This window comes from Legionella erythra, assembly GCF_001467615.1.
In the GTDB taxonomy this organism is placed as follows: domain Bacteria; phylum Pseudomonadota; class Gammaproteobacteria; order Legionellales; family Legionellaceae; genus Legionella_C; species Legionella_C erythra.
On sequence record NZ_LNYA01000023.1, the window covers coordinates 14221 to 27232 of the forward strand.

A 13012-nucleotide genomic window follows, 5' to 3' on the forward strand; every position below is an offset into this window, starting at 1 on the left:
TTAATAAATGAAACAATTACAAGCGATATTCCTGATAAGCCTGATTCTATTTCTGGGGGCCTGTTCCAAATGGGGACGCGATGATGACGACAATGGCCCTTATAAGGGTATGAGCGCCAAACAATTGTTTGACCAATCAAAAGACGCCATGGCCAAAGGCCAGTACCAAACCGCTTCCAAACGCCTCGAAGCTCTGGAATCCATGTACCCTTTCAGTGAATACGCCGAGCAGGCGCAGCAGGATTTGATTTATGCCTATTATCAGAATGGCGATTACGCATCGGCCGCTGCCACGGCGGAGCGTTTTATTCACCTCTATCCGCGCGCCCAGCATGTGGATTACGCCTATTACATGAAAGGATTGGCGAATTTCAATCAACCACGCGGTTCTTTTGCCAATGTTATTCCCCTGGATGAGTCCATGCGGGACTCAGGCACCCAGGCGCAGGCATACAGCGATTTTGCGGCCTTGATTGAACGCTTCCCCAATAGCGCTTACAAACCCAATGCCTTGCAGCGCATGATTTATTTAAGAAATACCTTTGCCCAACGGGAGCTTAATGCCTCCAGGTATTTCTTTGAGCGTAAGAAATACGTAGCCGCAGCCGAACGGGCCAGCTATTTAGTTAAAAATTACCCGCAGGCGCCTGCCGCTCAGCAGGGCCTGGTGCTTCTTTATAAATCCAATCTGGCTTTAGGATTGAGAAAAGCGGCGGAGGATACTCTGGCGGTTTATAATTCAACTTATCCAAATCAACCCATCAATGCTAACGCTCAAAGCTAAAACCATAACCCGTCTGATAGCCTGTTTGCTGGCTTTGTTTTTCAGCAATCAGGCTTTTTCCAGTGAGCCCCTGGCGGTTGGAGACATCCCTTCATTGCGTCGTGACTACCAGCTTTATCAAGCCTGGTCTTTGGGGAGAAATTATTATTTCGGTACCACGCTCAAGCAGGATCGCATCATGGCTCTTGCCTGGCAAATGATTTATGTCAGTCTGCTGCCTGAACGCTACCCCGATAAAAAGACACTGCTTTCTTTTTATGAGCAAGGGTTATCCCGTTCACAACGTGCTGAAGCAAGCTATCGGGCTGACCTCTTTAAGCAGAAATATCACTTGCATGAGGCCTTGAACGAGGCGCAACTGGCTAAAGCCTATCGCTTGCGTGATGAAGTCAACGTTTGGGATAAGCTGGATTTGGATTTGCCTCCCCGGACGGTCAATGCCCATTTTAACCGCTGGCTAGAATGGCTCGCAGAGCACGGCAACAGGGAGTTGGCATTGGCATTCGATGAAAAAGCCAGCCAGCTTAACCGGGAGAAAAAATTTCCCATTGTGTATGGGCAAGTCGTCATCCGGGGGCCGGAGCCCCTGGCGATGGTTCAGAGCAATGTACCATGCACACCTGAGGGGTATTTTGTCACCCAGGCTTTCGATAATACGCTCAAATTTGCGCTACCCGGCTATCAAACAGTGACTATTCCCGTGGTTAACCCGTCGATTCAAAGCGTGGGCACCGTGGTTCTGGTTAAGCGTTCTCACAGTCAACGTACCGGCGTGGTTGGTCGTGTACTGCCCTGGCGCGGACTTTCTCATGGCAATATCGTATTGACCATGGATGAAACCAGCCTGGTTAAACAACCGGATCCCTGGTATCACCCGGTCATTCCCTTAACGGTCACACCGGGTGGTGAATTTTATGCGACAGGCCTGGTGCCGGGTAACTATCATCTTTACATCAATACCGCAGGCGTTTCCACCTCCATTAAATTCACAGCGAGAGAAGGCGAAATCCGTGGCTTGTCTCTGGTTGATTTGCGGGCTCAGGCACGCTAAGGGGCAAAAAAACCTCATGGTTTTTCTGCCCCATGCGACTTAAGCGAGACAGTCGGCTTCTTCAAGAGACGGGGTGGTGGTTTGGGTGGCGGATTTTTGCTGTAGGCCATCCATTAGATCATTGGTTAAAGCACGCAATTCGCCGCATAATAAGGCGAGGGCTGCGTCGCGCTGCATATAATCTTCTTCAAGCTGGCTGATATCGTTGAATTCATCCACAAGGTAATCAAGGCATTTCAAGCGCTTGAACGTCAATTCATGCGTCAGAGTCAGCTGGATACGCTCATTCCAAATCAATGAAATTTCCGCGGCCACCAATCCCTGCGATAACAGCGTGATGATTTCTTCCGCCGGCAATTCATAGCCTTTGCAATTAACGCGCTTTTTTTCATCGCCGGGCGAAAAGAGCAGACAATCCGATGCTAATTGGAAGGGGCTGGGCAAAGAACCCGGCTCGGAAATCCATTCAGCAAACCGTGTGGCTAAATTTTCAGGATAAAACAAGGGTTCCAGCTGAATACCCGGTATGGATTTGCGTAGCAGGGCAATCAGTTGAGAGGCCTGATTTTCGCTGGCTGTGTTGATGATAAGACGCTGGGCGCTGGTGTCAAGCAGGGCCGGGAGACGCTTTTGGACACAAAAGGATTTAGGCAGCAATTCAAATTCAAGATCTTCTGCCATTTGCGCTTTTTCAGCGCGCTTGATGGAACGCCCCTGCTGCGCTTCCAGAGTCTGAATTTTTTCAGCCAACAAGCGGTTGATGACGCCGCGGGGAAGAATGCGTTCTTCTTTACCCAGGCAGATAAGGCTGCTGCCGGCGATTTCCTGAACCAGTTCATCCTGATAAGCCGGCAGCCAGCCATAAATGAAACGGGCATGCGGCGGGCAGGGCTTTAAGCGTTCCTCTGCCAATGCAGTATTCAAGTCAACCGGTTCGTTTAATTCGTAGTTATAGATGAGGGCATTACTAAACCACATGATTGTTCCTTATCAGCAAAAAAGCGATGCTACCATGTTTAAGGGATGCTGCGATAGGGTGCGAATCACTGTCAGCTGGACGTACTCGGCAAACGGGAAAACCATGGGTTCATAACGTGAACAGCTGCCCGTCTTCGCGGGAAAGACAGGGGTTTTGTCATCACCGTCTCTATCTGTCATCCCCCGCGCAGGCGGGGGATCTATCAGGATCCTGACAGGACCATGTCAATTACCAATAGGCATTCAAAGCCAGCACATAGGACGTGAAATCACCCGTGTCCCTGCCGGCTGCACTTTTCCACACGCCGCCTATTAAGCCAATGTTTTCGTTGAAATTGTACTCAATCGCCGGTGCATAGGTGATTTGATCGACCGTACCATGACCTAAAGGCGCAGGGAGACCGGTAGCGGTGGTGCCAGGATTGCCCCTGAACGTTGTCGCCTGACGATTGGCCACATAACCCTCCAGGACGGCTACCCAGTGTTGGGTCAAACTGAGTTCACCGGCTAAATCGAGACTGACCAGATCACCCGGATCCAGCGTTGCATCGGTATCGAGTGCCCCGCCAAAGGTGTTAAACCCTCGCAGCCTGACATCATTGGCATGCATGTACGCAAGGCTTAAACGGGTGCGCAGATAGATGGTGTCGTTAAACGGCTTTAAATGTTGGAAATTAAGGGCCAAAGCGGTCTGGTAGCTGCCAATCCCGGATGCATCCGTGCCATTGGCAAAGGGGCTTAAATGCTCGTATTGACCCGTCGGCAGAGTTTCCTGGATAGTGAAACGCAGATCAGGCCGCCACGCGGAATCCTTTTGCTCAAGGACTTGGTAACCTAAAGTCACGGCCGTATCGCTGACCTTGTGGGAGGAACTGCCGCGAAAACGGTTAAACGTATAGGGCAAGATGAATTGAATGTCCAGCCTATCAGTCAAGCCATGCGAAAAAATCGGGTTGATGATGGTGCTGATATTGGCTGGCGTATGTGTCAATTTCCAGTGCTTGTCGTAAACCCCGTCGTTGTCATTGTAAAACAGGTAGGTTTCGAGATTGGTATGGCCTTTCGGAATGGTGTGGCCAGAGGGTGCAAGCAAAGGACCGGTGTACCAGGGGCCTGCCATTGCTACTTTACAAAACAGCAGGCTGGCTAAAATAGAGACTGGTTTGGTAAAGTTAGCTTTCATAATACACCTCTTGTTATAATAATGGCCTTGCGGCGGTTAAATATTCTGGTGTAGATTAGCCCACTTTTCATGTTTGGGAAATAGTTAAATGAATGCTTCAGTTGTACTCGAACAGAGCAAACAGTCCAGTATCGTGCGTGGGCATCCCTGGATATTTCCCAAAGCCATCGCCAAAACAGCCGGCCATCTGCAAACCGGCGAACTGGTATCCATCTTAAGTGCCGAAGGGGAACTCATCGGCACGGGTGTTTATAACGAACACTCACTCTATCGCGTACGGGTATTGGCTTTGGCTTTTGAAAAAATCGATTGCTCGTCGTTTAAAACCATTCTCAAACACAGGCTTCGCCAGGCGGTTACCCTGCGTCGGGCTTTAAATTTGCCCAATGCCGAAACCAATGCCTATCGCCTGTTTAACAGCGAGGCCGATGGCTTGTCCGGTTTAACCATTGATTGCTTCAATACTTATTGCGCTGTTTCAAGTTCTGCGTATTGGGTGGAACTGCATCGGCAGGACATCATTACTGTCCTTCAGGAGGTTATGTCCTGTGATGAAGTGATCTGGCTTTCGCAGAGTAAACCCTTAAGTCAGGATGGCTGGGAAGGGGACGCTGAACCGGTTAATCCAAAAATGACTGAAATTGTTGAAGGTGGGGTGCGGTTTGAAATTGACTTTTCAACCGCACAAAAAACAGGGCTTTTTATTGATCAACGCGAAAACCACCAGCGCATCGCCGCACTCGCAAAAGGCAAAACGGTACTCGATCTGTATAGCTATACCGGTGGTTTTGCCCTGCATGCCGCCAAGGCAGGCGCCAGGAAAGTCACGGCTGTTGACAGTTCAAAAACCGCCATTGAACAAGCTATGCGCAATGCGCGCTTAAACGCAGTCGATCAGGTGGAGTGGATTGCGGCTGATGCCCGTAATTATCTTGCTCAGGCAGGCGACTACGATTTGATTATTCTTGATCCGCCAAAACTGGTACCGTCCAAACGCGATTTAAATCGTGCTAAAAATTATTACCGCTTTTTGCACCGCGAAGTATTCAAGGCTATGAAGCCTGGCGCGTTGTTAATGACCTGCAATTGTTCGTCTGCCTTGTCAGCCCAGGAGTTTGCAGCACTCGCAGCCAGTCAGGCGGCCATGGTTGGCAAGCAGGTGCGGTTATTGGGCGTTTTTGGCCCGGCGAGTTGCCACCCCACGCGGCCGTCCTTTCCGGAAGGCAATTACCTGACCGCCGTGTTACTCGCCGTTGTTTAATCGGATTCAGCCGCGTAAGTATTCACTACCGTCAATACCCGGCGTGTGGCGGTGAATTGATGACCGAAGCGGTTAATGCCATCCTCGCGCATGCGCGGGGCATGATTCCGGATGTACTGCTGATAATGCGTTTCACTGGCTAAATAATAATGCACAACCAATTCGCGCTGCTTTTGGTCTTTTGGCTCGTCCTGAACGGATAAAATGGCTTTGAGAAACCCTTCAAATCCAAGCAACTCCTCAATATGCGGTTTTAACCACGCCATAAAGGCGTCGATAATGGCGGCGTCGACACTGAGATTCACTTCATAAATCAGCATGAAAATCCTTATTGGTTGTGTTGTTTTCTGTGGCGTGCTTCAAGGCAGTCCAGCACATCATACAAACTGACGTCACAGGCATGCAGCAGCACGAGCAGGTGATACAGCAAATCCGAAGTCTCATTGACCAGTTCAATGCCATCGCCTTTAACAGCCGCAATAACTGTCTCCACCGCTTCTTCCCCGACTTTCTGCGCGCAGCGTGTGGCACCGCTTATCAGCAATTGCCGGGTATAACTGGATGAATCCTTGGTGTCGGCACGTTGCTTGATGAGCTCAATCAAGGTGGCTAAAAAACGGAGCGGGGTGTCTTTCGAGGGTTGAAAACAACTGGTCAAGCCCAGGTGACAGGCCGGTCCTTCAGGCCTGACCTGAACAAGAAGTGAATCTTTATCGCAATCAGTGCTGATTGTCATCACAGTCATGGTATGACCGGACGTTTCCCCTTTGCGCCACAGGCGTTGTTTGCTGCGGCTATATAAGGTGAGCTGCTGTGTGGCCAAGGTTATCTGCAGGGCTTCTTTATTCATGTAACCCAGCATCAAGACCTGTCCATCCTCGTGATTTTGCACAATCACAGGCAGCAATCCTGCCATTTTTTGCCAATCAAGCGATGCCGGTAAATCGTTTAACATGGTCGCACCTCGATGTTGTGTTGAGCAAGTTCTCTTTTGACTTCAGCAATGCTTAGTTGATGCTCATGAAAAACACTGGCGGCCAGGGCTCCGTCTACCCGGCATTGTTGAAAGACATCGACAAAATGGCGCACGTCGCCTGCGCCGCCAGAAGCGATCAGCGGGATGGAGAGTAATTCACGGGCGGCAGCCAATTGCTCCCCATCATACCCCGTGCGCATGCCATCAGCGCGCATACAATTTAAGACCACTTCACCTGCCCCTCGCTCTTGTATTTCTTTAAGCCAATGCCAGGTTTTACGTTGGGCATTTCGGCTTTTTCTTTCATCGCCAGTGTATTGATAGACATGGTAATCGCCGTCTATCCATTGGCTGTCGACACCCACCACCACGCATTGACTGCCAAAGGCATGCGCCAGTTTGTCGATTAAATCCGGGGTTTCCAGTGCGGGACTATTGATGGAGATTTTATCCGCACCGGCATTGAGAATAGCGTGCGCCTGATTCAGGGTACGGATGCCGCCAGCGACCGTGAACGGAATGCTTAAGGTCGCGGCCACCTGATTAACCCAGGTCAGAGACACACTGCGGCTGTCGCTGCTTGCCGTGATATCATAAAAAACCAGTTCATCCGCACCTTCGTCACTGTAGTGGGCAGCTAATTGCAGAATATCGCCCACCACACGGTGATGACGAAACTGCACGCCTTTCACCACCTGGTTGTTACGCACGTCAAGACAGGGAATAATGCGTTTAGCTAACATGCGGCTACCTCCATCAAGGCGGCGCGTAAATCGAAATCCGTTTCGTATAAAAGGCGGCCTAAAATAGCAGCGGAGAGTCCTATGGTTTTCAACCTGTCCAAATCCTGCTGGTGGCGGATGCCGCCTGAAGCTTGCCAGGCGATATCAGGAAAACGTCGCAGCGCTTCTTCATACAGGGGAAAGTTCGGCCCTGACATCATGCCGTCTTTGGCAATATCGGTGCATAAAACCTGGTTGACGCCTTGCTGACGATACGGCTCAATCACATCCCATAAGGACAAGGCCGTGCCGGTTTGCCAACCGTGAATAGCCGGTGTTGGAATACCAGCGACCATGCGGATATCGACAGCCAGTACAATGTTTTCGGCGCCGCAGTATTGGATGATTTGCGAGGCTTTGGATGGATCACTGACGGCAATGCTGCCAATAACCAGATCACTCACCCCCAATTCCAGGCAGGCCTGAGCGGTTGACAGCCGACGTATGCCGCCGCCAACCTGCAGGCGGGCGCCTGCCGTCTGCAAGGCTTTGATAATGGACAACTGCTGAATGGCGCCGGATTTGGCGCCATCCAGATCCACGATGTGCAAGCGCCTCGCCCCTTGCTGGCAGTAGTGCTGGGCCAGAGCCAATGGTAATTGAGGATAGACGGTGGTTTTGCTGAAATCACCCTGTTGCAGGCGCACACACTGGCCTTGCTGAATATCAATGGCAGGAATAAGTAACATCATGACTCCAACTGTAAAAAATTATTAAGTAAGGTTAAGCCCGCCTGGGCTGATTTTTCCGGATGAAACTGCATGCCGTATACCGAACCCTTTTGCACGATTGCGGTAAAGCGTTCGCTGTAGTGACAATAAGCGGCGGCATACTCGTTGTCGAGTAAGGCATAGCTATGGACAAAATAGACATAGTCCCCAGGCGTTAGCCCGGCAGCTAAAGGGCTATCCCTGCACCAGTCCAGGGTATTCCAACCCATGTGCGGTACCGGGTAATCCTTTTTTGTCGGCAAACGCCTTATGGTGCCTGGCAATAACCCAAGACCATCAACGGATCCTTCGTCACTGTGTTCAAACAGTAATTGCATGCCAAGGCAAATACCTAAAAGCGGTTGCTTGAGTTTTTGCAGCGGTTCAATTAAACCGCGTGCGTTTAAAGCCTGCATTCCGGCGCCAGCGGCGCCCACGCCGGGTAAAATAACATGGCTTGCCCCGGCAATCACGGCAGGATCGTGCGTGAGCTGGTAGTTATAACCCAAACGGCTCAGGGCATTGCCGAGCGAGGTGAGGTTATTGCCGGTTACATCGATGACTGCAATCATAAAACACCTTTTGTGGTCGGTAAGCATGCGCTTTCTATGGCCATCGCCTGGCGTAAGGCGCGGCCTAAGGCTTTAAAGCAGGCTTCAATCATGTGATGATGGTTTTGCCCTTTTACCTGAATATGGAGGCTCGCACCGAGGGTGCTGGCCAGCGACTGAAAAAAATGCGGTATCATTTCAGTGGCCAGGCCGCCTACAAATTCACGGGTGAAAGGGGCATCAAATGCACAATAGGCACGGCCACCCAAATCAATCGCCAGTGAGGCTAAGGATTCATCCATGGGCAGGGTAAACCCGTAACGGGCAATGCCGCGTTTGTTGCCCAAGGCCTGTTTGAGCGCGTCCCCGAGGATTAAGGCGGTGTCTTCCACCAAATGGTGTTCATCCACCTCGGTATCGCCGCGGGCATGGAGCTTAAGGCTAAATCCGCCGTGACGGGCTACTTGTTCAAGCATGTGGCTGAAAAAGGCAATGGGCGTATCAATCCGGCTGTCTTCTTCACTGTCTAATGTTAATTGCAGCGAAATGTCCGTTTCCCGCGTATGGCGGTTGAGCGAGACTTGCCGGGTGGATAACAAGTACAAAGCAATCTCATCCCAGCCATGATCAGCGTTAATCGGCAAAAAAGATACGCCAAGATTATCGGCTAATTGCCTGTCTGTTTCCCGATCGCCAATGACCCAGGTACTTGCTGTATCCAGTTTGCCGTCTCGAAAATAATGATCTACCAGACCGGTAGCCGGTTTTCGACAGCCACAGCCGTCTTCGGCGCGATGTGGACAAATCAGGATGTCGCTAAAGACTATGCCCTGCGATTGAAACAGCGCCAGAATAAAATCATGGCAGGTCTGAAAATCATCCATAGGAAAAGACGTTGTTCCCAGGCCATCCTGATTGCTGACCATCACCAGTTGAAACCCTGCCTGCTTAAGGCGAAGCAGGGCGGGGATAACCCCTTCGGTCAAGCGGATTTTCTGAAGCCTGTCTACCTGAAAATCAGAGGGTTCCTCAATAAGGGTGCCGTCTCTGTCGATAAAAAGTAATTTTTGCATAAGCGACTCATCTCATAGAAAAAGCATCAAGGGCCGTCATCAAGTGATCATTCTGTTGTTCATCACCCACCGTGATGCGTAACATCGATTGTAAAACGGGGGATTGGGGAAAATGACGCACAGCGATCCCCTGTTCGGCAAGCCAGGCCTGCAAATCTTGAGCATGAGGACTTTTAACCAGTAAAAAATTGGTACGGCTGGGGTAAACGGACTCAATCACGCGGCATTGACTGAGCCGCATGCGTAAAATTTCCCGTTGCACCAGGATTTTTTCAACGGTGTCGCTAAACCAGTCCTGACGGTTCAATGCCTGTTCAGCCAGTTCCAATACCGCACTGGAAAAAGGGAAGGGCGACATGATGCCTCTGATGGCCTGAACGAGGGGAGCCTGGGTCATGATGCTGCCAACTCGTAATCCAGCCATACCATAGGCTTTGGAGAGCGTTCTCAGCACGATAAGATTATCATACAGTGGAATCAGGCGGGCAGCGCTTTCCGTTTGGGCAAATTCTATATAAGCCTCATCGGCAATGACGATGGACTTCCCGGCCATCTTATCGCACAGGTCACTGACCGTTTGCAAATCAATCAGCCCCCCCGTGGGATTATTGGGACGGCAAATCATGATGAGTTTGCAATCGGGCTGCCATTGGGCAAGAAGATTATCCAGCGAAAAATTAAACTCACTCTCAGCATCGAGAGGGCAATTACGAATCCCTGCCTGCTGTAAGTGAGCATAGAAGGCATACATGGGAAACGTGGGTGGGCATTGCAGAATGCTGTCGCTGCCAACGCGGATAAAAAGGCGCATTAACAAATCCAGTCCATCATCGCTGCCACGGGTGATGACCAGTTGGTCTGTATCAACCTGATACAAATCAGCTAGACGCTGTTCAATACGCTTCACCATCAATGCACTGGGGTAGTGATTAAGGGAAACCTCGTTGAGGCGGATTGGACTCCAGGGTAATTCATTGGCATGCAGGCGGCATGACTGATTATCCCCATCCGGGATATAGTTTTTAATGGTTTTTAAATTGGGACGAATCAAATCCAGTATTGACATGTTAAATCTCCATTGTGGTGAGGCGCATCTTTACTGCGTTGGCATGCGCATCAAGGCCTTCCAGTGAAGCCAGCACACAGGCGGCCTGCCCCACGGCTAAAATACCCTGAGGATCGATGGTTTGTATCGTCATCCTCGTTAAAAAATCCTCCGTGCTTAGCCCATTGTGATGGCGGGCATAGCCATTTGTAGGTAGAACATGATTACTTCCGGTGACGTAATCACCCAGGGTTTCAGCGGCCAAGGGGCCAAGAAAAACAGTCCCGGCGGCTTGAATATGCGGCGTCCAGTCGCTGGCATCGCGGCAATTGATGATCAGGTGCTCGGGGGCATAATGATTCACCCAATGAATGGCTTGCTCCCGCGAAGCCGTTATGAGAGCAAAACTGTGCTTAAGCGACTGGCTAATGATAGCCTGGCGTTTGAGCGTTTGCATTTGCCGGATGAGGGATTGGTTTACCTGTTCGGCAAAGGTTTGTGAAAAACAGAGAAGAATCGCCTGAGAGTCCACGCCGTGCTCAGCCTGCGCCAGCAAATCAGCGGCAACAAAATCAGGATTGGCGTCGTCATCGGCCATGATCATAACCTCGGATGGCCCTGCGGGCATGTCAATGGCAGGACCCGCAGGCTCCATGCTGACTAAGCGTTTGGCTTCTGTAACGTAGCGGTTGCCGGGGCCAAACAGCTTGTCGACCCTGGGAATAGTCTCTGTGCCATAAGCCATGGCCGCAATGGCCTGGGCACCGCCTGCCTTGTAAACCGCATCAATGCCGCAAAGACGTGCGGCTACCAGCAAGTGGGGATTAATATGGCCAAGTCGGTCGGGCGGCGTGCACACAATTCTAAGCGGGCAACCGGCAATGGCCGCTGGGATAGCCTGCATCAGCAGCGAGGATATCAGGGGGGTATTGTTGCCGCCGGGAATATAAAGCCCCACCCTCTGAATGGGCCTGTATTGACGCTCAATGCAGACGCCCGGCGCAGTGAATACCCGTTTAACATCCGGTTTAACAGCCTCATGGTAGCGGCGTATGGTATCAATTGCTGTGTGAATAGCGGACAATGCGGATTTATCAATGCAGGCATTCGCTATCTCTTCCGACGACACGTTCAATTCACGGAGGTGCGCCCCGTCAAATTCGCGGGTGAAAGCCAACACGGCTTCATCGCCGCCTTGCCTTACTGCATTTAAAATCGGGATAACAGCGGTTTCAACCCGCTCAGCGTTTAAAGGCCGGGCAAATAATTGTTCAGTATCCCCAAGGGATAGCGATTGGTCATTGTAAATCGACAACATCAGTAATTACTCCAGCATTTTTTCAATTGGGAGAACCAGAATGGAACTGGCACCCAGGGCTTGAATGTTTTCCAGGGTATTCCAGAAAATCCCTTCACTGGAGACAACATGGACCGCTACTTTGTCCGGATTGGCCGGCAGCGGGATGATGGTGGGTGATTCCGCTCCCGGTAATTGCCGGCAGATCGTGTCCAAAGCCTGTTTAGGCGCATGAAAAAGAATGTATTTTCGTTCCATGGCCTGTTGAACAGCCTGGATGCGCCGCTTTAATAAATCAAAAACCTGTTGCAAGGATTCAGGAACAAGCTGGGTACTCTGAATAAACACAGCCTGGCTGTGCATCACCACGGCGACTTCACGTAATTTGTTTTCCTCAAGGGTCTGGCCGCTTGAAACCAGATCACAAATGGCATCCGCCATACCGAGTCTGGGCGCGACCTCGACCGAACCCGACAATTGCAGGATGTCGGCAGCAATCCGGTATTGGTCAAGGTAATTTTTCAGCAGCAGCGGGTAACTGGTTGCAATGCGTTTTCCATCCAGACTGGCCGGCGTGTCATAAGCTGCCTGTTCAGGGACTGCGATTGAAAGCCGGCACAGGCAGTTTCCCAGGGGAAGCACAAGCGTGTATTGCTTGTCGGGAAACGCAAGAGCGGCCTCATTGAGAACATTCTCACCCACGATACCCCCGTCAGCCAGATCATCAAATACCAACGTGGGAATGTCATCATCACGGACAAAAAGTAAATCGATAGGGAAATTATCCACATGCGTCAGCAGGGCGTTGTCTTTGAGACGGAACTTTAAGCCGCAACGTTGTAAAAGGGTCAGTGATTCCTGAGCCAGGCGGCCCTTTTTTTGTAAGGCGATACGAATACGTGTTTTCAAGACTGCTCCAACCGTTCTGCGATAAGGGAATACCCGCCTGTGCCGCGGGTCAAACAACGTGCAACCCGGGTAATAGTTGTCACACTGACCCCTGTTTGCTCATGAATAGTGCGGTAAGGCAACGCTTCACGCAGCAAGGGGACGACCTGCCAGCGATCCGCCATGGCTTCCAACTCAGCCGGTGTGCACAGATCATTAAAAAATGCCGCCGCTTCGTTTTCATTTTGCAAGGCACTGATGGCTTGCATAAGATGAAGGATTGCCTCGGTTTTGCTGCCATGCTGATGTTTCATAATAATGTATTAACGTAATGTAACATTAGTGCATTGTAATTAGTTATTTTCCAGACTGTCAAGAAAAATTTGTCTCCCCAGACAATATTTGCCATGATTGCCTTTAAAAAAAGAGGAGG

The 13012-nt window shown here is 50.7% G+C and carries 15 protein-coding genes; 3 read left to right on the plus strand and 12 right to left on the minus strand.

Annotated elements, in window-relative coordinates:
- Positions 1-7: 7 nt before the first annotated feature.
- Both Lery_RS04955 and Lery_RS04960 read left to right on the plus strand, forming a co-directional pair.
- Positions 8-784 carry an outer membrane protein assembly factor BamD gene (locus Lery_RS04955; RefSeq protein WP_058526155.1) on the plus strand — a complete coding sequence of 259 codons (777 nt, stop codon included), beginning with the start codon at positions 8-10 and terminating at the stop codon, positions 782-784.
- Positions 765-1835 (plus strand): hypothetical protein, encoded by a 1071-nt coding sequence (locus Lery_RS04960; protein ID WP_058526156.1) that lies wholly within the window; start codon positions 765-767, stop codon positions 1833-1835. The genes Lery_RS04955 and Lery_RS04960 overlap by 20 nt, the downstream gene beginning before the upstream one ends.
- A 39-nt stretch (positions 1836-1874) precedes the next feature.
- Here the strand turns inward: Lery_RS04960 and Lery_RS04965 are convergent, their stop codons facing one another.
- Together Lery_RS04965 and Lery_RS04970 are read right to left on the minus strand one after the other, a co-directional pair.
- On the minus strand, positions 1875-2813 hold the full coding sequence (locus tag Lery_RS04965; protein WP_058526157.1) for a recombination-associated protein RdgC: 939 nt from the start codon (positions 2811-2813) through the stop codon (positions 1875-1877).
- 229 nt (positions 2814-3042) lie between these two features.
- Positions 3043-3996, minus strand: a complete 954-nt coding sequence (locus Lery_RS04970) for a hypothetical protein (protein ID WP_058526158.1) — start codon at positions 3994-3996, stop codon at positions 3043-3045.
- Between the two features lie 88 nt (positions 3997-4084).
- Here Lery_RS04970 and Lery_RS04975 point away from each other — a divergent pair, with 88 nt between their 5' ends.
- A complete protein-coding gene (locus tag Lery_RS04975; protein WP_058526159.1) occupies positions 4085-5257 on the plus strand; it encodes a class I SAM-dependent rRNA methyltransferase in 1173 nt (390 codons plus the stop codon).
- On the opposite strand, the gene Lery_RS04980 is transcribed toward Lery_RS04975, so the two are convergent.
- From Lery_RS04980 to Lery_RS05025, 10 genes are read right to left on the minus strand one after another with little or no spacing between them, the layout of a single operon-like run.
- On the minus strand, positions 5254-5577 hold the full coding sequence (locus tag Lery_RS04980) for a DUF4286 family protein (protein ID WP_058526160.1): 324 nt from the start codon (positions 5575-5577) through the stop codon (positions 5254-5256). The genes Lery_RS04975 and Lery_RS04980 overlap by 4 nt on opposite strands.
- A gap of 8 nt (positions 5578-5585) precedes the next feature.
- Positions 5586-6212 (minus strand): bifunctional phosphoribosyl-AMP cyclohydrolase/phosphoribosyl-ATP diphosphatase HisIE, encoded by a 627-nt coding sequence (hisIE, locus tag Lery_RS04985; RefSeq protein WP_058526161.1) that lies wholly within the window; start codon positions 6210-6212, stop codon positions 5586-5588.
- Positions 6206-6976 carry an imidazole glycerol phosphate synthase subunit HisF gene (gene hisF / locus Lery_RS04990; protein WP_058526162.1) on the minus strand — a complete coding sequence of 257 codons (771 nt, stop codon included), beginning with the start codon at positions 6974-6976 and terminating at the stop codon, positions 6206-6208. Before hisF ends, hisIE begins: the two co-directional genes overlap by 7 nt.
- A complete protein-coding gene (locus Lery_RS04995) occupies positions 6970-7707 on the minus strand; it encodes a 1-(5-phosphoribosyl)-5-[(5-phosphoribosylamino)methylideneamino]imidazole-4-carboxamide isomerase (protein ID WP_337589160.1) in 738 nt (245 codons plus the stop codon). The genes hisF and Lery_RS04995 overlap by 7 nt, the downstream gene beginning before the upstream one ends.
- Positions 7704-8297, minus strand: a complete 594-nt coding sequence (gene hisH / locus Lery_RS05000) for an imidazole glycerol phosphate synthase subunit HisH (protein WP_058526164.1) — start codon at positions 8295-8297, stop codon at positions 7704-7706. Before hisH ends, Lery_RS04995 begins: the two co-directional genes overlap by 4 nt.
- Entirely contained in the window at positions 8294-9349 is a 1056-nt protein-coding gene (hisB, locus tag Lery_RS05005; protein WP_058526165.1) for a bifunctional histidinol-phosphatase/imidazoleglycerol-phosphate dehydratase HisB, read from the minus strand. Before hisB ends, hisH begins: the two co-directional genes overlap by 4 nt.
- A 7-nt stretch (positions 9350-9356) precedes the next feature.
- A complete protein-coding gene (gene hisC / locus Lery_RS05010) occupies positions 9357-10415 on the minus strand; it encodes a histidinol-phosphate transaminase (RefSeq protein WP_058526166.1) in 1059 nt (352 codons plus the stop codon).
- Between the two features lies 1 nt (position 10416).
- Positions 10417-11712, minus strand: a complete 1296-nt coding sequence (hisD, locus tag Lery_RS05015) for a histidinol dehydrogenase (RefSeq protein ID WP_058526167.1) — start codon at positions 11710-11712, stop codon at positions 10417-10419.
- Positions 11713-11718: 6 nt separating this feature from the next.
- Positions 11719-12600: an ATP phosphoribosyltransferase gene (gene hisG, locus Lery_RS05020; RefSeq protein WP_058526168.1), complete on the minus strand. Its 882-nt coding sequence runs from the start codon at positions 12598-12600 to the stop codon at positions 11719-11721.
- A complete protein-coding gene (locus Lery_RS05025; RefSeq protein ID WP_058526169.1) occupies positions 12597-12893 on the minus strand; it encodes a YerC/YecD family TrpR-related protein in 297 nt (98 codons plus the stop codon). Before Lery_RS05025 ends, hisG begins: the two co-directional genes overlap by 4 nt.
- Between the last annotated feature and the right edge of the window lie 119 nt (positions 12894-13012).

What these genes read in the sequence shown, in the direction of transcription:
- Lery_RS04995 (WP_337589160.1), bottom strand. Translation starts at nt 7,707, where the DNA reads ATGATGTTACTTATTCCTGCCATTGATATTCAGCAAGGCCAGTGTGTG.
- Lery_RS04955 (WP_058526155.1), top strand. Translation starts at nt 8, where the DNA reads ATGAAACAATTACAAGCGATATTCCTGATAAGCCTGATTCTATTTCTG.
- hisH (WP_058526164.1), bottom strand. Translation starts at nt 8,297, where the DNA reads ATGATTGCAGTCATCGATGTAACCGGCAATAACCTCACCTCGCTCGGC.
- Lery_RS05025 (WP_058526169.1), bottom strand. Translation starts at nt 12,893, where the DNA reads ATGAAACATCAGCATGGCAGCAAAACCGAGGCAATCCTTCATCTTATG.
- hisB (WP_058526165.1), bottom strand. Translation starts at nt 9,349, where the DNA reads ATGCAAAAATTACTTTTTATCGACAGAGACGGCACCCTTATTGAGGAA.
- hisF (WP_058526162.1), bottom strand. Translation starts at nt 6,976, where the DNA reads ATGTTAGCTAAACGCATTATTCCCTGTCTTGACGTGCGTAACAACCAG.
- Lery_RS04975 (WP_058526159.1), top strand. Translation starts at nt 4,085, where the DNA reads ATGAATGCTTCAGTTGTACTCGAACAGAGCAAACAGTCCAGTATCGTG.
- hisIE (WP_058526161.1), bottom strand. Translation starts at nt 6,212, where the DNA reads ATGTTAAACGATTTACCGGCATCGCTTGATTGGCAAAAAATGGCAGGA.
- Lery_RS04965 (WP_058526157.1), bottom strand. Translation starts at nt 2,813, where the DNA reads ATGTGGTTTAGTAATGCCCTCATCTATAACTACGAATTAAACGAACCG.
- Lery_RS04970 (WP_058526158.1), bottom strand. Translation starts at nt 3,996, where the DNA reads ATGAAAGCTAACTTTACCAAACCAGTCTCTATTTTAGCCAGCCTGCTG.
- hisD (WP_058526167.1), bottom strand. Translation starts at nt 11,712, where the DNA reads ATGTTGTCGATTTACAATGACCAATCGCTATCCCTTGGGGATACTGAA.
- hisC (WP_058526166.1), bottom strand. Translation starts at nt 10,415, where the DNA reads ATGTCAATACTGGATTTGATTCGTCCCAATTTAAAAACCATTAAAAAC.
- Lery_RS04960 (WP_058526156.1), top strand. Translation starts at nt 765, where the DNA reads ATGCTAACGCTCAAAGCTAAAACCATAACCCGTCTGATAGCCTGTTTG.
- Lery_RS04980 (WP_058526160.1), bottom strand. Translation starts at nt 5,577, where the DNA reads ATGCTGATTTATGAAGTGAATCTCAGTGTCGACGCCGCCATTATCGAC.